21 protein-coding genes are annotated in these 22272 nt (G+C 51.3%); 11 read left to right on the forward strand and 10 right to left on the reverse strand.

Features of this window, described 5'->3' with window-relative positions; all coding sequences use genetic code 11:
* The 3 genes from tnpC to tnpA form a co-directional block, all read right to left on the reverse strand.
* Positions 1–1490: IS66 family transposase (gene tnpC, locus AC13E3_RS08315; RefSeq protein WP_482901905.1), on the reverse strand; the 1490-nt coding region annotated here is incomplete at its 3' end.
* A gap of 57 nt (positions 1491–1547) precedes the next feature.
* Positions 1548–1916 (reverse strand): IS66 family insertion sequence element accessory protein TnpB, encoded by a 369-nt coding sequence (tnpB, locus tag AC13E3_RS08320; RefSeq protein WP_008169629.1) that lies wholly within the window; start codon positions 1914–1916, stop codon positions 1548–1550.
* Complete coding sequence (gene tnpA, locus AC13E3_RS08325) at positions 1916–2224, reverse strand: IS66 family insertion sequence element accessory protein TnpA (RefSeq protein ID WP_008169631.1); 309 nt, start codon at positions 2222–2224, stop codon at positions 1916–1918. The genes tnpB and tnpA overlap by 1 nt, the downstream gene beginning before the upstream one ends.
* A gap of 89 nt (positions 2225–2313) precedes the next feature.
* On the opposite strand from tnpA, the gene AC13E3_RS08330 reads away from it, so the two are divergent.
* The 3 genes from AC13E3_RS08330 to AC13E3_RS08340 all read left to right on the forward strand — a co-directional run bounded on the left by AC13E3_RS08330 (position 2314) and on the right by AC13E3_RS08340 (position 4650).
* Positions 2314–2901: a hypothetical protein gene (locus AC13E3_RS08330; protein WP_405417638.1), complete on the forward strand. Its 588-nt coding sequence runs from the start codon at positions 2314–2316 to the stop codon at positions 2899–2901.
* 132 nt (positions 2902–3033) lie between these two features.
* Positions 3034–4137 (forward strand): hypothetical protein, encoded by a 1104-nt coding sequence (locus AC13E3_RS08335; RefSeq protein WP_303293815.1) that lies wholly within the window; start codon positions 3034–3036, stop codon positions 4135–4137.
* A gap of 87 nt (positions 4138–4224) precedes the next feature.
* Entirely contained in the window at positions 4225–4650 is a 426-nt protein-coding gene (locus tag AC13E3_RS08340) for a hypothetical protein (protein ID WP_405417633.1), read from the forward strand.
* Between the two features lie 72 nt (positions 4651–4722).
* Here AC13E3_RS08340 and AC13E3_RS08345 read toward each other — a convergent pair whose 3' ends face one another.
* The 7 genes from AC13E3_RS08345 to AC13E3_RS08375 all read right to left on the reverse strand — a co-directional run bounded on the left by AC13E3_RS08345 (position 4723) and on the right by AC13E3_RS08375 (position 10706).
* The gene (locus AC13E3_RS08345; protein ID WP_405417630.1) at positions 4723–5040 is read right to left on the reverse strand and encodes a CcdB family protein; all 318 of its coding nucleotides are present in this window, start codon (positions 5038–5040) and stop codon (positions 4723–4725) included.
* The gene (locus tag AC13E3_RS08350; RefSeq protein ID WP_053113336.1) at positions 5040–5285 is read right to left on the reverse strand and encodes a type II toxin-antitoxin system CcdA family antitoxin; all 246 of its coding nucleotides are present in this window, start codon (positions 5283–5285) and stop codon (positions 5040–5042) included. Before AC13E3_RS08350 ends, AC13E3_RS08345 begins: the two co-directional genes overlap by 1 nt.
* 479 nt (positions 5286–5764) lie before the next feature.
* Positions 5765–7081: an IS1380 family transposase gene (locus tag AC13E3_RS08355; RefSeq protein WP_104272564.1), complete on the reverse strand. Its 1317-nt coding sequence runs from the start codon at positions 7079–7081 to the stop codon at positions 5765–5767.
* A gap of 188 nt (positions 7082–7269) precedes the next feature.
* On the reverse strand, positions 7270–8127 hold the full coding sequence (locus AC13E3_RS08360; protein WP_405419048.1) for an ABC transporter permease: 858 nt from the start codon (positions 8125–8127) through the stop codon (positions 7270–7272).
* Positions 8128–8129: 2 nt separating this feature from the next.
* Positions 8130–8720 carry an ANTAR domain-containing response regulator gene (locus AC13E3_RS08365; RefSeq protein ID WP_405419049.1) on the reverse strand — a complete coding sequence of 197 codons (591 nt, stop codon included), beginning with the start codon at positions 8718–8720 and terminating at the stop codon, positions 8130–8132.
* The gene (locus AC13E3_RS08370; protein ID WP_339779379.1) at positions 8717–9859 is read right to left on the reverse strand and encodes a transporter substrate-binding protein; all 1143 of its coding nucleotides are present in this window, start codon (positions 9857–9859) and stop codon (positions 8717–8719) included. The genes AC13E3_RS08365 and AC13E3_RS08370 overlap by 4 nt, the downstream gene beginning before the upstream one ends.
* A 640-nt stretch (positions 9860–10499) precedes the next feature.
* A complete protein-coding gene (locus AC13E3_RS08375) occupies positions 10500–10706 on the reverse strand; it encodes a helix-turn-helix domain-containing protein (RefSeq protein ID WP_008937849.1) in 207 nt (68 codons plus the stop codon).
* Between the two features lie 152 nt (positions 10707–10858).
* Between AC13E3_RS08375 and AC13E3_RS08380 the strand changes: the two genes are divergently transcribed.
* The 8 genes from AC13E3_RS08380 (at position 10859) to AC13E3_RS08415 (ending at position 22133) form a co-directional block, all read left to right on the forward strand.
* On the forward strand, positions 10859–11104 hold the full coding sequence (locus AC13E3_RS08380; protein WP_062785067.1) for a hypothetical protein: 246 nt from the start codon (positions 10859–10861) through the stop codon (positions 11102–11104).
* Entirely contained in the window at positions 11097–12326 is a 1230-nt protein-coding gene (locus tag AC13E3_RS08385) for a site-specific integrase (protein ID WP_092034146.1), read from the forward strand. The genes AC13E3_RS08380 and AC13E3_RS08385 overlap by 8 nt, the downstream gene beginning before the upstream one ends.
* On the forward strand, positions 12319–12585 hold the full coding sequence (locus AC13E3_RS08390) for a hypothetical protein (RefSeq protein ID WP_092034143.1): 267 nt from the start codon (positions 12319–12321) through the stop codon (positions 12583–12585). The genes AC13E3_RS08385 and AC13E3_RS08390 overlap by 8 nt, the downstream gene beginning before the upstream one ends.
* Before the next feature lie 169 nt (positions 12586–12754).
* Positions 12755–14227 carry a sigma-54 interaction domain-containing protein gene (locus AC13E3_RS08395; RefSeq protein ID WP_217646367.1) on the forward strand — a complete coding sequence of 491 codons (1473 nt, stop codon included), beginning with the start codon at positions 12755–12757 and terminating at the stop codon, positions 14225–14227.
* Between the two features lie 30 nt (positions 14228–14257).
* Positions 14258–17662 carry a DEAD/DEAH box helicase family protein gene (locus AC13E3_RS08400; protein ID WP_254775547.1) on the forward strand — a complete coding sequence of 1135 codons (3405 nt, stop codon included), beginning with the start codon at positions 14258–14260 and terminating at the stop codon, positions 17660–17662.
* A 2-nt stretch (positions 17663–17664) separates the two neighbouring features.
* Entirely contained in the window at positions 17665–19518 is a 1854-nt protein-coding gene (locus AC13E3_RS08405; RefSeq protein WP_092034138.1) for a DNA recombination protein RmuC, read from the forward strand.
* A gap of 30 nt (positions 19519–19548) precedes the next feature.
* A complete protein-coding gene (locus AC13E3_RS08410) occupies positions 19549–21150 on the forward strand; it encodes a type I restriction-modification system subunit M (RefSeq protein WP_092034136.1) in 1602 nt (533 codons plus the stop codon).
* Positions 21147–22133: a restriction endonuclease subunit S gene (locus tag AC13E3_RS08415; protein ID WP_405419056.1), complete on the forward strand. Its 987-nt coding sequence runs from the start codon at positions 21147–21149 to the stop codon at positions 22131–22133. The genes AC13E3_RS08410 and AC13E3_RS08415 overlap by 4 nt, the downstream gene beginning before the upstream one ends.
* Positions 22134–22272: the final 139 nt, after the last annotated feature.

Here is a 22272-nt window from a genome sequence, read left to right on the forward strand (position 1 = left end):
ATGAGCGAATAGCAGGTGGCGCTGGCTTTCGCCCCTTGTGAGGTATCGGCGAAGAGCCAGGCCTTTCTGCCGAGGGCAAACGGGCGAATAGCGTTCTCGGCACCGGCATTGCTGATGTTCAGGTCACCGCGTTCGCAGTAACCAACCAGATAGTCCCACTGGTTCAGGGTGTAATCCATGGCCTTACGGGTGAGCAGGCCTTTCATCACCTTGGCGGCATTTTTCTCCAGCCAGGCTTTGAAGGTGTTGAGCAATGGCAGACTCTTTTCCTGACGTAACTGATAGCGCTCTTCATCGCTCAGATCTCGGGCGGCCTTTTCAATGGCGTACAGTTTGCGGATGTGGCTCAGGGCCACATCCGCTTTTGAGGGTGGGCCTTTTTTGCCTTTGGCCGGCGCAGCCCGGGCCGCTTCCACGTATTTACGTCTCGCGTGGTCCCAACATCCGATTCGGGTCAGCTTGTTCGCGGCACAGACCTGACCGTAGCCGGAATAGCCATCGGCTTGCAGAATGCCCTGGAAGTCATCCAGCAGGCGCACCGGCACTTTGCCACCTCGCGATGGGTCGTACTCGAACAGAACCGAGGGTTGTCCCGGTGGGCCACCCCGGGTGACCCACATCCATTTGTCGGAGTGGACCGATTTGCCGTCTTCCTTGAGCACCTGGATCCGGGTTTCATCGGCTTGCAGGTAATCACTGCCGTTCTGGGTTTCCCGCATCAGGTTGATCAGCGGTTGGAAGACGTCATTCAACCGGATGATCCAGTGAGCCATGCTGGTGCGACTCACTTCATGCCCCAGGCGCTGGAACATCTGTTCCTGCCGGTACAACGGCAGGCCGTCGGCATACTTGGAGGTAATGAGGCAGGCCAGCAGTGATGGGGTGGCGATGCACTTACCCAGCGGGTGTGCTGGCCGAGCAGCCGCAACAATCCGTTCTTCGCCGTCCTGCTCGAACACCGCCTTTTCCTGCCAGTACTCCAGCACTTTCAGTTGGGCCGGGATATATTCAAGCTCTTCTTTCACCTTGGTGAAGAAGGTCTTGGTGGCACCGGCTTTCTCTTCGTCGCTGAGGGTCAGTTCAATGCGCTCGCGCAGTAGCGTATCAGAGAAGCCACGCTGACGACGCTTGCGGGAACGACGAGGAGCGTCGGCCTCTTCGACATCCTCGGGCAGCTCCTCGCGCAGTTCATCAATCTCGATTTCCAGCTCCGCTTCATCGAACAGCAGGATCTGGTTGGGCTGCTTTTCACTGCTGGCCGCGAACTGCTGGATCTTCTTGTGACGCAGCAGTTCTTCGAGGATGGCGATATAGTTGTCGCGACGCTGGAGGGTCTCGTCGTGCTGTTTCAGTTGAACTTGTTGGTTCTGGAGGGCGTCTTCTTTAGCGGCCAGCTGTGCTTGCAGATTGCTGATAACAGACATCATTTCAGCGGTGGAGAGACCGCTGAAATCGGGAGTTGAAGAGGCGTTATCAGGCGTTGATTTCATGGCGAAATTATAGCAAAAACAACGTCCTGGCACACCAAAAAAGTGCTACTAAAAGCACTATCCAACGCTCTCATAATGCAGGGTTTTATGGCCTCTCAACAGCGTGATGTCGTAGCCGTCCAGCAGCCAGTTGATCTGCTCACCGGTCAGCGACATCAAGTCATCCGCGGGTCCTGGCCATTTGAACTTTTCTTCAGCCAGAGCTTTGTAATAGAGCACAAAGCCGTTGTCTTCCCACATCAGGCATTTGATCTTGTTCCGCTGCCGGTTGGTGAAGGCATAAAGCGCTCCAGAGAACGGGCTGTGCCCCAGTTCCTGTTCCACCAGCAGGGCTAGGCCGTTGGCCTGCTTGCGGAAGTCGATCGGCTTTCGGTACAGATAGATCTCCGGCAGATCCCAGGAGGGACGCAGATAGCGGTGACGCATCACATCTGCCTCAGCACCGCGCCCAGCAACTCAATGTTGCCAGCGTGCAGGCCGGTGATTGATACGCCGCCGGGCAGTGACACGGTCAGACCGGCTCCGGCATTCGCAACCGGTGCCACGCGGGCGAATCCGGATCGAGTTTGAACCGGCTTGCTGGGCTCCTCGCGGCCAGTCAGCTTCTGCCGCCAGTAGACAAACCGGTGGTAAACAAGGGACTCTTGTTTGCAGTAGGCGGCACCGGACAGGCCCGAGGCCTGCCAGTCCGATAGCGTCTGTTGCCAGAACTGATGTAAATCAGGGGTGGTCATCGGATTCCTCCTTCATTTGAAAGCAGGAATCAGTGTGGCGAAATTCAGTTGCCAGCCACAGGTGCGGATTTATTGGCGCTTACTATTGAGTGAATGGCCTTAAAACTGCAAAAAATGCTGTTTTTACCTTGATTGTCTTAGGCTTACTCTCTACCAATGTCTTGTTGGTTACCAGCGCCAAATTCCACGACCTTCTCTACGGGGCACTGTCGAACTTCCCTTATGAATCACTTTTCTCGAATAGCAAATCAAAACAATATCAGTTGCTAGCTGAGGAAAATGATCGCCTGAAAAAGAAAAATGCGAAATTAGAACAGCAAGCAGCCTCGCGCAGAATGAAAATTGCTCGTGCCAAAACTTTATCAAGGAATATCACTAAGAGAACGGCGAGGAATGTAGCGCTGAACGTCTCCTCGGTTGCTGTAGAAGCAATACCTTACCTCGGTATTGGAATGATTGTATCCGTAACCATTGCAGACGTGGCTGCTGGATGCCAAAACGTCAGAGATACAAATGAGATTTTGAGCATTCTTGATGAAGCTCCCCTTGAGGAAATGGAGCGGAAAGTATGTGGCGCTTCTGTTCCAAGCGTCGACCAACTCAAGGCCAAAATAGATGATGTGCAAAGATCTTTGGGTGATGCAATAGGTGGTACGATTTATGAAATATTGCATTAGTGCATGATTTTCATGTTGACTCTCATGAATGCCGCACCGCTGACAAGCCACGGAAGACGGACGCGTGGGACGCGCCGCTTCGCTCCGCAGTTAGGCGAAGAAACACATGAATAGGTTTAGGGGAAATTCAATATGATCTCTGAGTTAGCAGGGTACACATTAACGCGCTCGATTCCGGACAGCGTACTAGCCGGCGTACTCAGTGGCTCATACAAAGTATTTGGTGGCGTTGTCAGAAATGATGCTGGTCAGATTGTTGCCCATTTAGTAAATGCAGGCAATCCAGCTAATCTGCTTTCCACCTTTTTATCACCAGTGAATACAGCCTTCTCCGGGTTGAACACTTATCAGCTGTACCGTATCGGTGCAGATTTCCAGCAATTAATTGGCTTGGCTCAAGCCAGCATGGTCATTTCAGGATTAACCCTGGCAGTCAGTTCTGCTGGCTTTTTGTTTTTAAATAACAAAATCAATAAAATTGATAAAAAACTTGAGGAAATGGCCGCAGATTTAAAATTCATAAAGAAATTTCTCGAGCTGCAGGAAAGAGCAAGGCTGATTTCCGCATTAAAAGTAATAAGAGAGTTGGGTCAAATCGAAGACATATCAACTAAAACGCAAATGCTTATAAACAGCCGTCAGACTCTTGGTGAGATACATGAGAAATATAAAGCACTGCTTCTTGAGGACAAAAGTGTAAAAGAGCTGATGCCTGTCGAGGAATATTTCACCATAACCGCGATGGGTCATGCGTTGTGTTCCGCAGAATTAGGTATGTACGATCAAGCTACAAATGATCTGCTAGAGTCTCAAATGACATGGAGGGAGGCAGCAAAAACATTTGTAGGCGAGAAGGTGATTGGTAACGAGCCGCAACGATTTCTTACCAAGAAATATGTTGGGCACATTAAGTCAGAAGAAATAGCTGGCTGGATGGATTTCGCAGAAGATACTGAGTTAGGTATTGATCGGCTTGACCAGCTCAGAGGTATGTCCCCTAAGATTGATATCAACATCTTTAATTCAATAGATAAAGAAGAAGCAATAGCGATTGATGTAGCTAGAAAAATTGTTCAACGAGACCGGGTGTTGCAAGGCTATGTTGATCAATACGGATATTATTCTTCATTGAGAAAGAAGCCGTCTGAAATACAGCAGTATTTCGACAGTCTTTCGGAGGAAAGTAAAATCAATGAATGCTATGTGTTTCTTTCAAATGACAAAGTTGGCGCCTAACAATGGTCTCCAAGGGACGCTCCGCTCGTACCTCGCTCCGCGCCGCTTCGCTTGTCGTTAGAACACGTTTTAATTAATGGACTTGGAATGAAAATTCATCGCTTTATGGCAGTCGCGCTCTTTCTTTCCGGCTGCGCATCGGGGCCAAGGTCGTACGACGGTGTGCTTGGCTATAGTACCGAGTCGCTACCAGCTGGAATCCAAGTCACCTATGTGGATGAAGCAGACAGTAGTACAGAGAAAATACTCTCCCAAATCTCTGAGGTTTGTAATGAGGCACTCGGGCCGACCTCTAATGCGCCAGTTATTAAGGTGAAATCGGTTACCGAATATGAGCGTCAAGTTAAAATGAGTGTACCAATACCTGTTGGTGTTCAGAATATTGGGACATTTTCCAGCGGAGGGAGCAGTCTTCCAGGCGCCACAATACAGAGTTCAGTTACCCAAACCGATACGGTGTTTCGCAACATTAAACTTCAAGAAGTGGTGGCTCTTTGTTCAACCGCGCCCTAACCAGCGCAGGCAGGGCGACACCCTTTTCATTGCGTCTTTGGCTCCATTACAAGGGTGCTCATGCTGCGGGCGTTAAATGCCGGTGATAGTCAGGTCCAAAGCTCCAACAATCTGGTCTCTGAAATGTGAGAGAGAGCCAATAGGGCTCTTGAGATGTTTTTCAGGCACGGAGGAAATTTGCGGAGTTAACAGCAACAGCTCTTGATCGGCAAAGCTGATTTCGGGAGTGAGCCCTTGCATAGCTTCGCCACCGAAGGCAGAACGTTTGCCCAAAGGGATGACAATGCGAGTTGCCAAATCGCTAAGAAGGCTGCTTTGAATATCCACAAGGTAAGGATAGTGAGCCTTGCTGATTTTGCTCGGGTTGGGGTACACATCGAACTGTGCCATCAAAACTCCCTGAACTCGTCGCCGAAGCATCCATGTTGTTCGACGAAATCGTTGTAGCTTTTTATCGCAGCGCGATTCTCTTCAACCCATTGAGCGGCTTCGCGTTTCGAAAGCTCTTCTTTCAGAGCTCGTTCCAGGGTGGCAGACAAGTTAATGTTCAGTTCCCGGGTCTTACGCAGAAGATCGCTATTGATTGAGAGGTTCGCTGCCTTTTTGGGGGCGGCTGAGTCATAGAGTTCGGCCATGAGGGCCTCCCAGAAGATTTAGAATACAAAGCTTGATCGTATGCGCATCGCTATGCGCATGCAAGCGGTTAACCAATGGCTGTTGTCGGACGTGCCTACTCTGGCGCTCTGTCACGCCGCAAAGCCAAGGCGTTAGAACTTAGAGAGGAAATGAATGTTTGTTGCCGTTTATGAGTTTGAAATCAAGGAAGGCGCAGAGACTTCATTTCGCGAAGCCTGGCTTGAGGTGACGAAAGCTATCTCCTGAATCAGTGACTCCGCTCGAATATAGCACCCTGAGCCTTGGTTGGCTCACGCCTAACTCATTTTTGAAGCCAGTCCGGTTATGTTGAGAGCACGACTGTCAGTTTACCGATTGAAACACCTGCAAACCGGTCTTGCTTTGGCCGAATATTGATCAAGCTGTAACTCTCAGGCACGGGCGATCTGCCCAACAAGATGATCGGGGTGAGATCAAGCAACGAAGCGATCCGGGTTGTCTACCCGGGAGACGCAAGACCGCGATAGAGGTCACGGTAAACGGCAAAACCCGGGCAATGGCGGCCAAAGCGCAGGAACCGTTGCCTACTGCTGTGGATCAGGCGACAGGCCATGTACATCAGCTCCTGCATCACGGTTCTCAGGCGGCGGCGCTTGGCCGGGTGGCGCACAGGTGCATCGGGGCCGGTGAGCCTCAGTCCCATCCAGCGCAGTACGTTGTAGCCCAGCGTTGCAAACGTCATCACCAAGTTGTTGGTGGCGAATTTGCCTGAAGGCAAGCGCTCCAGATCCAGATCGGTTTTGAACTCACTGTGGAACTGCTCACTGGTGGCATGATCGCAATACAAGTCTATAACCTGCTGGTTGCTGGCAACACTCACTGGCAGCGATGTCACCCAGCCTTCCAGGCTGACGTCCGGTTCCAGATATAACTGGCCCTGCGCATCACTGGTACGGACCGTCACTTTGACGATCCGGCGAATGCCGGGTTCGTCCGGTAGCTCTTCCGACAGAACCGCTTCCATTTTGCCGTAGCGGCCCAGCGTCCAGACTTGCTGCTCCTGAGCTTTGTCGGCCCAGACCAGAGGGTCTTGTTTACGAGGATTCCACTTGATCAGGAAATCCACTTGTTCTTGCTGACTCAGAAAATCCCGGTTGTCGCGGGCATCGTGGGCACTGTCCAGACGCAGCAGGATGGGCGAACCAGTCAGTGACCGGGCCCGGGGTAAGACGCGTTTCAACGTTTCCAAAAAACCGTTATTGGCGTGTTGGCTGCCGGGGCGCAGTTCACACCCTAGACACCAGCCTTCCTGACCAAGGTAAGCAGCAATGGGCGCATAGCCGTCGTGCCCCTTGTAGGTGTAACTGACGCCTTCCTTGCTCGTCTGGCTGTTATCCATAGGGAAAACGTCCATGTCTAAGGCCACATGCCCCATCTTCAGGGGAGAAACCGGCGCTTCGACGGACGTCAAAAACTCACAACTGGCATCCTCCAATAAGGGCGTGAGCGCCTGGGCATCTTCATCAAATCGCTGCCGTAATCGGGCCGAGGAGGGCGATTGTTTGATCCCCATGGCGGATTTAAAAAAGGGATCTGTACGCGCTGACTCCACGGCCTCGAAATCGCTCTTGCCGAGCGTGATCAAGCCCAGATAGGTCCGGATCAGGTCGATGTTCGGAATACCGTGACGCTTGACCACGGTGCGGGCGGTTTGGGGCAGCGACGTGTGCCGATTCAGGCAGTGGCCCACCAGAGCCAGTCCGCCGTGGGGAGTGTAGACTTCGGTCTTTGATTGCTGGAGGGTGAAGGTACGCATGGGCCGGTGCACTGACTGGGTGAATGGATGTCAGGTGCGATTATATCGCCTCAGGCCTTGCGGTTGCAGGTCTGGGGATTAAATTAGACCGTGTGAAGTCACGGATTCAGGAAGAAGATAAGTAATGAACGATACGCCAAGTAATATCAGAATGGCGTAGGCCAGACGTCGGAGAATATAGATAGTCATTAGTCTCTCCCTTTCAGAGATGGATCCAGCTCATCACGCAAGGCATCACCGACGAGGTTGAAACTTAGCGAAAGCAGGACAATCAGTGTTCCTGGGAAGAGCACCAGCCAAACGGCAGAGGTGAAATAGGTCTGACTCTCGAAGATGATATTGCCCCAGCTTGGAGTAGGCGGCTGAACGCCAACACCAAGAAACGAGAGCGTGGCTTCTAGCAATACCGTGGTGGATATTCCTAAAGTGGCCCAAACCATGATTGTTGGGAGTAAGTGAGGAAGTAGGTGTGAGAAGAGGATGCGACGAGTGCTGGCGCCCAACGTTCTTTCCACTGCTATAAATTCTCGGGAAGAAATAGCAATGGTTTCTGAGTAAATAACCCTGGCCACCTGGACCCAGTTAACCATCGCGATCACCAGAGCTACTATCCAAAGGCTAGGTTCAAGTATGGCTGCAAGAGCAATTGCCAGAAGAAGGGCGGGAAATGCCATCATAAGGTCGGTCATACGCATTAAAACGTTCCCAGCCCACCCCCTGAGAAAACCGGCGGTAACCCCGACTAAGGTGCCAATCAAAATTGCGATGCCATTGGCGACAATGCCGATGATAAGCGAGGTCTGTGCTCCATAAATCAACCGGGATAAGAGGTCTCGCCCCAGAAGGTCTGTGCCCAATAAAAAGGTACTATTTGGGGGAAGGGGAGCCCCCTCCATTGTTAGCCCCTCGAAAAACTGTTTGTTCGGATCGTAAGGTGCAATCCAGGAAGCAAAGAGTGATGCAAAGACGACGGAGACAATGACAAAAAGCGAGAAGGCAACCGATTTATGCCGACAGAGTTTTTTGATTAATTGGAGAGCAGACATAATTAGTTCCTGATCCCAATGGTAGGTTCTATCTGCTCGATATCAGTGCAGATCGTTTCGATACTGATATTGAGTTCCATTGATAAAGTGCGAATACGGTCGAAGGCATCATGCTCATCAATTTTCAGGTCTGTCATTAACCTTGCGACCGCTTTGGCGATTTGAGGGCGAGCCTGTATTTGGAGGGATTGGCGCGAGTTTTCAGCCTTCAAAGCGTTTATCTGTTCTCTTAAATTACTGGCCATCATCAGCGTGGTGTACACGGAGCTCTGAGTTAGCGGCCGATTTAGCATGGCGGTTGCGCCCACCCGAATTGCGCTCTGAATTTGTGACAGTGTTTCGTGGCGCGAAAGTGCGATTACGGGTAACCCCTGTTTACTGGCTTGATTCAGGATTTCTCGGCTCTGTAATTCATCAATCTCAACAATCACCGCGAGGATGTTCTCTTCGAGAGTCTGAACAGCTGAATCTGATGAGATGGCTTCCATTCCAAGACGCCGGATGCTCTTGGTAAGCATTTGCTCCGTCCGGTCGTCACAATCAACTAGCAAAAGCTTTCGGCGAATACGAAAAGACGGCTTTTCTTGTGTCATTTGACTAACCTCAGAAAGTTGCCTTGGTTACTCCGCGCTGCAAGGGTCCTGAACACGTCGAAGTTGCTTTGCACCAGGTATGGATCTGCGGCTATCGAGCCGCTTTCAACAAGAACGAGTTCGAAACGATTTCCTTTAGCTTCAGCGATAAAGCTGGGCAGGCTAAGGTGGTTGTTGTGCTCCGCAATCTTTATATCGCCCAACAAAGATTGGTATTCCATTCGATACAGAGCGTCAGCAATGGCTTCAGGATCGTCATGGCCGACTCTCTGCCGTGCCGTTGCAAATAGATGCATTGAGATATAGGCAGCGGTGTAATAGTGCGAGAAGGGCTGTCTCCCATGTAATGCGCTTTGTTTCGCAACGAAAGAGGGAGCGACGCTTTCAAAAAAAGCACCGCAAGACAGTAGTCGAATGGAGTCTGCACCTTGGATGCGTGGCAATTCAGATTCTGTAAAATTGCAACTCAGGACAGGGATGCGAATGCCTTTCTTTAAGCAAGCTGCGCTTAACTGGCGGAGGAAGTGGTATGAGGACTGACCGACCAAGTTGTTTAAAACAAAGCCAGGACGGTCTCTAATAATGGTTTCAATGAGGGTATCGAACCCCGTATCACCGAAGCGGTAGTATTTTTCTGTAATAACTTCGCCTGCAGCTGTCTCTACTATCTCGCGGGCGATCCGGTTACTTTCCCAACCCCAAACGTAATTCGAGCCCACCAGACATGCTCTAGCGCCAAAGTTGGCAATCGCATGTTGCATAAGCGGTAGAAGATTCTGGTTGGGGCAGCCGCCGAGGTAGAGAACATTTTCGCTGCATTCGTAGCCTTCATATGGACAGGAGTACCAGAGCATCCTATTGGCACGTTCCAAGTCTGGAATAATCTCTTTGCGACTTGCAGATGTTGTTGTTCCGAAAATGTGTTTAGCACCGCTTTCGATCAGGCGATCTAAGCAACCCGCGTACGCATTTAGTTCACCACGCGGATCCTGTTCTTCTGGCACGATGGTGAACTCGAAAGCGGGATCTTCGTTGATTTCCGTGATTGCATTTCGAAGACCAGCTAATGTGCTGCGCCCCATGTCCTGATATGTGCCATTGGACGAGACAAGTAATCCAACCTTTACAGTTTCAGACATCTTTCTATTCCATAAAAAAAGCCTGAGCATTCGCGAATTGCGAATGTTCAGGCTTCGATACCCCTAGCGCCCATTCCAGCGCTGCTATTTTTTTGAAGACTTACGGTTTTCGCCAGCTTCTGTAACTTGCTAACTAGTTAAGGAAATTTTGTGCCAACAATCAAGGAGATTATTTAACTTTCTGTTTATAGGGCATTTTTGTGGTTTATGGGTGATTTCCCTATTACTCGCCAACCGCAATTGATTCTTTAAGTGCCCCAAAATTAGGCCGGATGCATCAAGTTTGTGCGAAGTCGTTACCCTGGCCCGGTTTCAGTACCGCTCATCGTCAGAAAAGTCCGGGGGTTGCGGAGGGTCTGCGTAGATGGACGTAGAAGCTTCTAATCAACGGGGCCGGTTCTCCTTTGGTTCTCCAAACCGGCCCGTTACATAAGCTTTATTGCCAACCTGAATGTTCGCTTTGCGACCTCAGCGTGCCTTTGTTCTCGAATAGCGGATTGGGCAGGCCCCTATCTGACAGGGTCTGCTTTGTGGTCACAGCAAACGAAGTAGTTGGTCCGCGACGGGTCAAGCGATGGAGAGCAGCTGCGGCAACACATCATTGAATCGATGAGAGTGGCCCTTTAACCATCTCATTTGCTCAATGATCTTCTTGCAACTCGAGCAGGTCTCCCACCTCACATTCAAATAATCGGCAGAGTTTCTCAATAGCTTCCAGGTCTATCCTTTGCGCTGTTTCTTTGTAGAGCAGGGTTACAGTATTCCTGTTAAGCCCCGTCTCTCTGGCTACGTCCACGATCTTCATTTTTCGCTCGCCCATCAGCCGAGCGAGATGGCATCGAACCATTTCTGACCATCCTTAATTAAAAAATGTCATCCAGAATGGCAAAAAATGCTTGCAAATGTACTTTTGTTGCTTAAAATGTCATTTAGGATGGCATTCTGATATGGAGAATGTCTTTTGTTGATTTAGCGTAGCGCAACAGAAGGAAGATTTCGATGGAAAATTCCTACACCTACCTGACCACTGAAGAGCTTGCTGGCCGCATCAAATACGACTGCCGGACAATTCGTCAATGTCTTAAAGACACTGTGCTGTTGGAGGGCAAGCATTACATTAAGCCTTTCGGCCGGCGGAAAATTCTTTTCCTCTGGGAAGAAGTCGAAAAAGAGATGCTGGTCGGTGCTCGTGAGCACGAACACCTGTCAATTCCTATGGCAAGCGGAGCGGTATGTCATGGGTAAGGTGAGAGAGCGAAAGGAGACCGGCAAGCTTTATCTAGATTTTATGTTTGAGGGGCTACGGTGCAGGGAACAGACCGCGCTGCCAGATACGCCGGCCAATCGTAAAAAATGCGAAGCTCTTCTTCAGAAGGTTGAGGCCAAAATCCTTTTAGGTGAATTCGATTACGCTGAATTCTTTCCGGGCAGCAGGAACTTGAAAAAGCTGGCCAAGGCAGGCGCGCTATCCGGCACGGGTCGGGCTTCCAATGCAATGGCTGATCCGGAGCAGGAAACCGATCAGTCGCCGCTGTTCCCGGATTTCGCCGACCTGTGGCTTGAGGAGAACAAGATTCAATGGCGCGCCTCTCATCTACGCAATGTTGAGTCTATTCTTGAGAGCTCTCTCAAGCCGGCATTTAATAACAAACGTCTGACAGAAATCACCAAAGCGAACATCCTGGCAGCCCGCAACAAGCTGGCGAGCCGCAAGGGTAGGGCGGGCAATATCCAGATGGCTCCCAAGACCATCAATAGCCACATGGCGATTCTGCGGATGATTCTGACCGAAGGCGCCGAGCGCTTCGACTTTGCGAACCCGTATCGCAACATCAAACCGCTGAAGCTGAAGAAGGTAAACATCGAACCTTTTTCTCTGCATGAGGTAGAGCGGATTACCAAATATGTGCGGAAGGACTATCAGAATTACTACCTGGTTCGCTTCTACACCGGCATGCGCACTGGCGAGATCGATGGCTTGAAGTGGGAGCACGTGGACTTTGAGAAGCGCGAGATTCTGGTTCGCGAGACGCTGATCAATGGTAAGACCGAGTACACCAAAACCGATGGCTCCCAGCGGGAAATCCCGATGTTTGGTCCGGTTTACGAGGCACTCAAGGCTCAGCATGCGGCAACTGGCAAGCTGAGCAAGTTCGTATTCTGTAATCGCCTTGGTGAGCCACTTGATCACAATAATGTCACCAAGCGCGTATGGTACCCCTTACTTCACGCTCTGAACTTGAAAAAGCGTCGGCCTTATCAGACACGGCATACCGCAGCCACGTTGTTGTTGGCATCCGGAGAGAATCCTGAATGGGTGGCTCGAGTGTTGGGCCATTCCTCTACTGAAATGTTGTTCAAGGTTTACTCGCGTTTTATTCCGAATGTGACCCGTATGGACGGCAGCGCCTTCGAGCGCCTGATTGGCTCGCGTTCAGAAGACTTGGAGGAATCTGAAAATGCCTAAATCATCTCTTAGCTTCGAGACTCAGAGAGATATCGCCGAAGTGGCGGAAGTTTTAATTCGTTTGAACAATATTTCGCAAGGGCGAGACCTGGTCTGGCTGCTAAAACAGCAAAGGGCGCGAGACAACTTCGATGCCGTCGCACTATGGCTTCGGAATGAGGTATGGAAGCGGCAGAGGAACCGTGAAGATGTTGATATTAGCACCTTGTCCAACGCTCTTCAGACGTATCTGACCAAAGCGTTGATGGATTTGGAATAGCTGTGAGCAGTAACTTGCTTTGGATGTATTTTAATGGCTCGAAAAGGCAGATATAAAATACTGAGAAATTGGTGGGTTAGTTAGGAGTTGCAACAGACAGACTGCCCACTGAAAGCTAGACTCTCAGGCTGTTGAAGAGTAATTGTTGTAACCATGGACGGGGCGTCGAGTGCAAAAAAAACTGGTAAGTTGGATCGGAGGCAACGACCTAAAAGCGATAGCCGGCGAGTCATCGGGTCCGATCTTGTCGACGCTAAAAACCGCTGAATTTGATTCGGCTCATCTGTTGTATTCCTATCCTCAAACTGAGGTCGAGCCATACCTCTCATGGTTGCAGCAACAAGTCGACATACCTATCAAAGCCACTGAAGCCAAGCTCAGCTCACCGGTCAGTTTCGGTGAAATATATCTGTGTGTAGAGCCCCTCCTGAAAGAACTGTCGACCACTGAAACCGAGCTATCGATTCTGTTGAGCCCTGGCACACCTGCTATGCAAGCGGTCTGGATACTGCTTGGCAAAACCAGATATCCAGCTGTTTTCTATCAGTCCTCACGAGAGAGTGGAGTAGAGAGGGTAGAGATACCCTTCGAGCTTGCCGCTGAATTTGTCCCTTCTGTTTCCGAAATTTCAGATGTCAAGCTGAATGCCCTCACAGATGCTCGAGTCCCGATCAATGCGGCATTCGACAACATCGTTACTCAAAACCCGAGCATGATTCTGCTCAAGCAGCAGGCGCAGATCCTTGCTGAGCGGAACGTGCCAGTCCTGATTTATGGCGAGACAGGCACGGGGAAGGAATTGTTCGCCCGTGCCATCCACAATGCCAGCCCGCGTCGCGAGAAACCGTTCATTGCATTGAATTGCGGGGCCATTCCTGAAGAGCTGATTGATTCGACTCTCTTTGGCCACAAGAAGGGAGCCTTTACAGGGGCGGTCGCAGATCGTTCTGGAGTATTCCAACAGGCTGATGGCGGCACTTTATTCCTCGATGAGTTTGGTGAGCTGTCGCCACAATCGCAGGTTCGGCTGCTTCGTGTGTTGCAGGAAGGCCGATTAGTCTCGGTAGGTAGTGACAAAGAGCTGCCTGTAGATGTGCGCATCATCACTGCCACACATCGCAATCTCATGGAAGCGGTTGCAGATGGTCATTTCCGGGAGGATCTTTTCTACCGTGTGGCCGTGGGAGTTCTGCACCTGCCGCCTCTTCGTGCCCGAGAAGGTGACCTTTCGTTACTTGCAGATATGATGCTCAAAGCTCAGGGTGACCAGGATCCGGCGTTCTCCGGTAAGAAACTTTCCGCTGACGCAAAAAAAGTTATTCTTCAACACCCCTGGCGAGGCAATGTTCGGGAGCTTCGCTCCACTCTCGTAAGGGCAACGCTCTGGAGTTCAGGCGAAAACATAACAGGTGCGGAATTACACCAGGCACTATTCACTATGCCAGAGCGTGAGCCGGATCTTCTGAATCAGGATGTTAGTCAAGGCGTTGATCTGAATCGAATAATGGGCGAATTGGCTGCGCATTATATTCAGAATGCCATGGCTCACACGGCACAGAATAAAACGAAGGCTGCAAAACTTCTCGGCTTGAAAAGCCAGCAGACGTTGAGCAATTGGATCGAAAAATACGACATCGAATAAAAATGGCATGGTCCTCGCAAAAGGACTGACATGAGCAGAGTATCCTTTATGAAATCGGTCAATTTCGAGTTTCTTCGGCCCAAGTACGATGTCCTGGCAAACCTCGGCGGTTTGGCTGAGGCCGTTCTTCATGTCGACCCCGGAAGCGCCTTGACGCGTCTGCGAAGCTTCGGCGAGGAGATGATCAAGACAATCTACAAAGAAGAGTCTCTGCCCAGAATTCCGCAGGCCACGTTCTATGAACTGACCAAAAACCCGGTCTTCGCCGACTGTGTCGATAAATCGCTTATCCACCAGCTCAATTTTCTGCGGATTCAAGGCAATGATCCAGCCCACGGTGCGGAAGGCGACTTGCAGAGTGCAAAGATGTCGCTTTCAACGGCTCACCAGCTGGCAGGTTACATGGCGCTTACCTATGGCGGGGAGCCAAAGGAAAACCTGCCACCTCTCAAGGAGATTCCGGATCCAGCCAACGCCATCGCTCAATTGAAAAAGTCCGTCTCTAGTTATAAGAAAGATATGGAGAGGCAGCAGGAAGAGCTCGAGCGGGTGATGGTCGAGCTGGACCGCGAGCGCGCCAAGCAAGCCGAGTCGTTCAAGCAGCCGGCCGAGTCTGAGCAGCAAGCGCGTAAACAACGAAGCCAGCAGGCGGCTGACTCTCTTCAATGGAACGAAGCCAAAACCCGCTCCCAGCTGATCGACGCGATGTTGGTTAAAGCAGGCTGGGATATTGGCAATCCGGCCCAGGTTGGCCAGGAAGTTGAGGTGAAATTCCCCGATAATCCCTCGGGCAAGGGCTATGTCGACTATGTACTTTGGGGTGAGAATGGCCAGCCGCTTGCGCTGATCGAGGCGAAGAAATCCGGCACGGTGAACCTCCAGGCTGGGCGGGAGCAAGCCCGTTTATACGCCAACTCTTTTGAGTACATGGGGTTCCAGCGGCCTGTCATCTTCTACAGCAATGGCTATGAAACCTTCATCTGGGATGACCACCAGTACAATACCTACCGTCCGGTCTATGGATTCTATAGCCAGGAAAGTCTGGAATATCTGATTTACCAGCGCCACTACCGCGCCGCAGAACTTGAGCGTTTCAACCCTGAGCTTAAGATCGCTGACCGCCCTTATCAGATTGAGGCCATCAAAACCGTTGCCGCCCATTTCCAGAATCAAAGGCGCAAGGCGCTGATCATTCAGGCAACGGGCACAGGTAAAACCCGAGTTGCGATCGCTCTGGCAGAGCTGCTTACACGGACCGGGTGGGCCAAGCGGGTGCTGTTCCTGTGTGACCGAAAAGAGCTTCGAATTCAGGCGGATGATGCGTTCAAGCAGAACCTTCCCAGTGAGCCCCGCTGTGTTATCGGTGAGACTAGCAAGATTGATGACTCCGCGCGCATATACATCGCCACCTATCCCGGCATGATGAATCGGTTTGCCCAGCTGGATGTGGGGTTCTTCGACCTGATCATTGCCGACGAGAGCCACCGTAGTATCTATAACAAATATCGGGATTTGTTCGATTACTACGATGCGCTGCAGGTTGGCCTAACCGCAACACCGGTCAAGTTCATCAGCCGTAACACCTTTGATATCTTCGATTGTGAGACGACCGACCCGACGTTCGAATTCGGTCTGGATGCAGCGATCAACAATGAGCCGCCTTACCTGGTGCCGTTCAGGGTAAAAGACCTGACGACCGAATTTCTTCGTGAGGGCATTCACTACGGCGATCTGAATCCGGACCAACAACAGCAGCTCGAAGAAGATCTAGGTGAAGAAGAAGCCCGGACTACCACCATCGCTGGCTCAGACATAGGCCGGAAGATTTTCAGTGAGGCGACTGATCGCGTCATCCTGGAAAACCTGGTTGATAATGGCATCAAGGATGAAACCGGCTCACTGGTTGGAAAAACGATCATTTTTGCCCAGCGCCAGGACCATGCAGAACACCTCGAGAAGCTGTTCTGCAAGATGTATCCGCAGTACGGGACCAAAGTGTGCAAAGTCATCCACAACGCCATTCCTCACGTGGATAGCCTGATCAAGGAATTCAAAAAACCGGATAATGATTTCCGTATCACCATCTCAGTAGACATGCTGGATACCGGTATCGACGTGCCGGAAATCGTCAACCTCGTCTTTGCCAAGCGCGTTAAATCCTGGGTGAAGTTCTGGCAGATGATCGGCCGGGGTACCCGCCTTCGGCCGAATCTGTTCGGCCCAGGGCAGGACAAAACTGAGTTTCTAATTTTTGACCACTACGGCAACTTTGATTTCTTTGAAGAAGAGTACAAAGAGCCCGAAGACACCGGCAGCAAGTCACTTCTTCAAACCACTTTTGAGGAGCGGCTGACTCTGGCACAGGCGGCCCTGAAGCAGAACCATGCGGCAGGTTACGACGTGGGTGTGCGCCTTCTCAAGGAAGACATCAATGACCTGCCTGATGAGAGCATTGCTGTCCGGCGCAACCTGCGGGTGGTTCACCAGCTTCAGCAAACGGATCTGTTGGATAAACTGGATGCGCGAACACAGCACCTGCTGGCAGAAACCATCGCGCCTCTTATGTCCAGTCGCGTACTTCGGGACAAGCATGCAACGGCGCTGGACAAACTCATGGCAAGCATCGAGCGTTGTCTGGTAGAAAAGGCGAGCTGCTTTGAAGATGGCAAGACGGCACTCATTGCGGAAGTCGAAAGGCTGGCGGTAAACATCCAGGCCGTTCGCCAGAAAGACAAAGTGATCGAAGACGTCAAGAGTGCTTCGTTCTGGGCAGATCCAAGCATTGAAAAGTTGGAGCATGCCCGGCTGGAGCTGCGCGGCATTATGAAGTACCGAAAGCCTAAGGTTTATCCGGGTGCTGGAACGCAAACAACCAGAACGAAAGATGGCGAGGTTTGGATCCAAGAGCGCGAGGTTTACATAGCCGGTGCAAACGAAGCCATGATCTATCGCCGCCGTCTCAAGGGCATTCTGGACAAGATGCTTTCGGAAAACCCGATCCTCCAGAAAATCCACAACGGCGAGGCAATCGGTAAGTCGGATCTCCAAACTCTGACATCAACGATTCTTACGACGCATCCGGGGGTCAGCCTGGATGTATTGAACGAGTTCTATGGTCGGACAGCAGACCAGTTAGATCTCACGGTGCGAGAGATCATTGGCCTTGACCCTCAGGCGGTAGAAGAGCATTTCAAACAGTTCCTTCACGCCCATCCGACGCTGACAGCCCAGCAAGTACGATTCATGAACCTGCTGAAGAACTACATTGCACAGCACGGCTCCATCGTGGTCGAAACTCTCTACGATGCGCCATTTACCTCGGTATCCCATGAGGGAATCGACGGCGTTTTCAAACCGGACGATGTGGGTGAGCTGATTGATGTGCTGAGGCCGTTTCTAAAACCAGATTCTCAGCCCGCGGAACTACAGGGATAACTATGCAGACTATTCAATGGACGAACGAACTGATCGTAATTGCCAGCCTGATAGGCATCGCGCTCGCTGGGCTGGGCTTTTTAATGGCCACCGTGGTGCTAAGTCGAAAGGTTGCCAGGCTCACTGCCCAGCTGGAACAGCTGCAAGGAAATCTGGAGCAAGCAGACGGCTTGAATCAAAGCTTGCAGGATTCGATAAAAGATCTGGAATCATCACTGCATGAGAAGGATCTGGCAGAAAGCCGACTGCAAGCGCAGCTGACCGGTGCCCAATCTAACGAGCAACGTCTAACTGACGAGCTGCGAAGCCAGAAAGAAGAGTTTACCTCTGTGAACGCTAAACTGGAGGAGTCTCGCCAACGCCATCATGCGACCGAGAGGCAGCTGGAAACATTCCAGGCAGACAATCGCGCCCTCCAGGAGCGTGTAGATGACCTGCGTGAACGGCTGGGGCGTGCAGAGCTGGACCTCCAAGAGGAGCGAGAGCAGATGAGCCAGCTCAAGGACAGGCTGGCAGAAGAAGGAAAGAAAGCGAAGGCCCTGGAATCGTCAGACACAGACGCGAGAGAACAGCTGAAAGAAACCAAGGTAAACCTGTCGGCTCAGCAGGAAAGGTATTCGGAGCTTCAGGAACGCTACCAAAGCCTCAGCAGCGAACACACGGAGCTAAAAACCACGCTGGAACGCAAGGAAGAGCACTTCCAGGAGCAGATGCAGCAGCTAGGCGAAACCAAGCAGGCGCTTACCAAAGAGTTCGAGAACATAGCGAACAAAATCTTTGAGGAGAAAGGCAAGACCTTCACTCAAACCAGCCAGAGCAGCATCGACAGCATGCTCAAGCCCTTTCGTGAGCAAATTGAAGGCTTCCAGAAGCGCATCAACGAAGTTCACGATGCGTCTCTTCGGGGTAACAGCAACCTGAATGCCGAAATCCGGAAAGTACTGGATATTGGTCTGCAGATGAGCAAGGAAGCGACGAGCCTGACTTCTGCTCTGAAAGGGGATTCCCAACAGCGCGGTGCCTGGGGCGAAGCCCAGTTGCGCAGAACCCTGGAAATGAGCGGCTTGATTGAAGATGCTCACTTCGCAGTGCAGAGCAGCTTCAAGGATGATGAGGGCAAGCAGAAGCAGACCGATTACCTGATCAAACTGCCGGATGAAAAGCACATCATCATCGACAGTAAAGTCTCCCTGGTGGCATACGACCGTGCGGTATCTGCAGACACCGAAGAAGAGTACAACCTGGCAATGGCGGAACACGTAAAAGCGGTGCGTCGCCACATTGATGATCTGGCCGGTAAGGATTACACCAATCTTGTCGGTATGCGCAGCCCCAGTTTCGTGCTCATGTTCATGCCAATTGAACCGGCGTACATAGAAGCTCTGAAAAGCAACAAGGACCTCTTCGAGTACGGCTACAAGAAGAACATCGTGCTAGTGTCCCACACCACACTGATTCCAATTCTGCGAACCGTGTCCAACCTCTGGATGATTGAGCGTAGCAACGCCGAAGCCCGTGAAATCAGTGAAAAGGCCGGCGATATCTACAACCAAGTGTGTACCGTGGCCGAACGCTTGAATAAGCTCGGCGGCACACTCAACACCGTTAGCAATCACTACAACGATACCGTCACCGCCCTGGCTGGCAAGCAGGGCCTTTATGGCAAGGTTGAGCGTTTCACCAAGCTTTCCGCAAAGGTCACAAAGTCCATGCCTGCCATCGAGCCGGCACACAGGGATTTCGAGACAGAACGGCTCTCAATGATTGTTGAAGCCATTGAAGAGCCCGAAGAGGAAGACTCTCGAGCTCTGGACAACCCAGAAGAAGCGACCGACGACGTCGCATCCAATCAATAGACCTCTAGTCACCAACGAGAAACCGATTTAATGCTTACAGGCCAACTTCGTAACGACATCGACAAGCTCTGGGAAAAGTTCTGGACCGGGGGCATCACCAACCCCCTGACCGTAATAGAGCAGATCAGCTACATCATGTTCGCCCGCATGCTGGACATGCAAGAAGAGGTAGCTGAACGCAAGGCGGCCCGCACGGGCAAACCCTTCGACCGCCTATTCCCGGACACATCAGATGGCCAGCTCCTTCGCTGGAAAAACTTCCACCACATGAGTGGCAAGGAGCTGCATAAGCACCTCAAGAATAATGTCTATCCGTACTTCGCCAGCTTGGGTCAGCACTCAGAAGAAGAGGGGTTAGGCACAGAAGGCACCGCCATCCAGGCGTTGGGGCATATCGGGGTGTACATGCAGGATGCGGATCTGGAGATCAAGAATGAGTCCGTGCTTGTCTCCGCCGTGGAAATGGTCAACAACCTGCCGCTCACCCAGAGCGACGTAAAAGGCGATATCTATGAACACCTGCTCAGTAAACTTACCACCGCAGGTATTAACGGCCAGTTCCGCACGCCGCGACATATCATCGATGCGATGATCGAGCTGATTGATCCGCAGCCCACAGACGTTATCTGCGATCCGTCTTGCGGCACGGCAGGTTTCCTGGCGCGGACTATGGAATACCTTAACAAGAAGTATTCCAGTGACGCAGGCACCTTTACCGACGAAGACGGTAATCTCCATTTTACCGGCGACCTGCTTGAGCCCTACCGGGGACACATCAACAAACAGATGTTCTGGGGCTTCGACTTCGACACCACCATGCTCAGGGTGAGCAGCATGAACATGATGCTGCATGGGGTGAACGGCGCCAACGTTCTCTATCAGGACAGCCTCAACAAATCCATCAAAGAGCATTATCCGGAACAGGAGGAAGAGTTCTTCGATATCGTCCTGGCCAATCCGCCGTTCAAGGGTAGCCTGGATGAAACCAATACCAATCCCGACGTATTGGGGGTAGTTAAAACCAAGAAGACCGAGCTGCTTTTCGTGGCGCATATCCTGCGTTCTCTCAAACTTGGCGGCCGAGCGGCGGTGATCGTGCCCGACGGTGTTTTATTTGGCTCTTCCAAAGCCCACCAGCAGCTGCGTAAGGAGTTAATCGAAAACAACCAGCTCGAAGGCATCGTCAGCCTACCCAGTGGTGTGTTCAAACCCTATGCGGGCGTAAGCACCGCGATCCTGATTTTTACCAGGGGCGGTTCTACTGACCGCGTTTGGTTCTATGACCTGCAAGCGGATGGCCTCAGCCTGGATGACAAGCGCACTCCGCTGACAGGCGAGGGCTCCAATGATCTTCCGGATGCCATCGCTAAGTGGAAGCAATACCGTGGGCTAGTGGAAGCCAACGCCAGTGCTGAAGACATTGAGCAAGCCTTTGGTGACAAGACCCAAAAAGCGTTCGTGGTAGATGCTTCCGACATTGTTGGGAACAAGTTCGATCTCTCTATCAACCGTTATAAGGAAGTGGTTTACGAGGAGGAAGAGTACGAAGACCCAAAGGTGATTCTGCAACGCCTCAAAGGATTGGAGAGTGAAATTCTGGCCGATCTGGATGCGCTGGAGGCGATGCTGTGAGTTGGCAGAGAGTTGAATTGGCTAATGTCGCTACAGTGTTTAATGGGAAAACGCCCGCCAAAGCCGAACAAAGAGATAACGGGCATCCGGTCCTTAAAATAAAGGACGTCGACGTTAATGGTGCCTTTAAGGGAGATTTTGGCTCGTTTGTTGATTCTGAATTTGCAGAGAAATTTTCAAGCAAAAAGATCAGCGTTGATGACACCTTGGTATTAAATGCCGCGCACAACTCCGATTATGTTGGGAGTAAACAGTATCGTGCTGAAGCTAGTGTTGTGGACTCTTTGCCAACAGGAGAGTGGCTGGTTGCTCGTGCTGACGAGGAGCAATTACACCCGCGATTCTTAAATTATTGGTTGAGCTCTCCCCAAGCTAGGTTTCAGATTAAAAATCTTGTTAAAGGCATACACCTTTACCCGAAAGATGTTGCGAGGCTGGAAATCCCACTGCCAGCGCTAGCTGAACAAAAACGCATCGCCACCATCCTCGACAAAGCCGACGCCATCCGCCGCAAACGCCAGCAAGCCATCCAGCTCGCCGACGAATTCCTCCGGGCTGTGTTTCTGGATATGTTCGGTGATCCGGCTACCAATCCGAAGGGGTGGGAGGTAAAGACCGTCTCGGACTGCCTAGCTCAGGAAATCATCCAACATGTTCAAGATGGGAACCATGGCAACGACCACCCAAAAGTGAGCGAATTTATCAAAGAAGGAATCCCATTCCTAACGGCCAATGTAATTCGACGAGGCAAGATATTGTTCGATCGTTGCTATTATCTCGGAGATGAGTGGCTGGATAAGCTGAGAATCGGCTTTGCAAAACCTAGAGATGTACTGATCTCGCATAAAGGGTCTTTGGGTTTCACTGCTGTACTAGATACCGAGTTTGAGAATTATATTCTCAGCCCTCAAACAACATACTACCGGGTAGATGAGAACAGACTCATCCCCGAATATTTGAAAGCATATTTCGATTCAAATTAGAGTTATTGTCAAATCTGGTGTATGACCATCAGGCAGCGCTCCTGTCAGATTGATCCTCCACCGGTATTCCATCCTGAAACTGCACGTTGTCCACGACCAGCTTCAGTTGGTTGAACCCCTTGATCCGCTTCCAGCGTTT

It is taken from the genome of Marinobacter sp. L-80, from assembly GCF_056859395.1.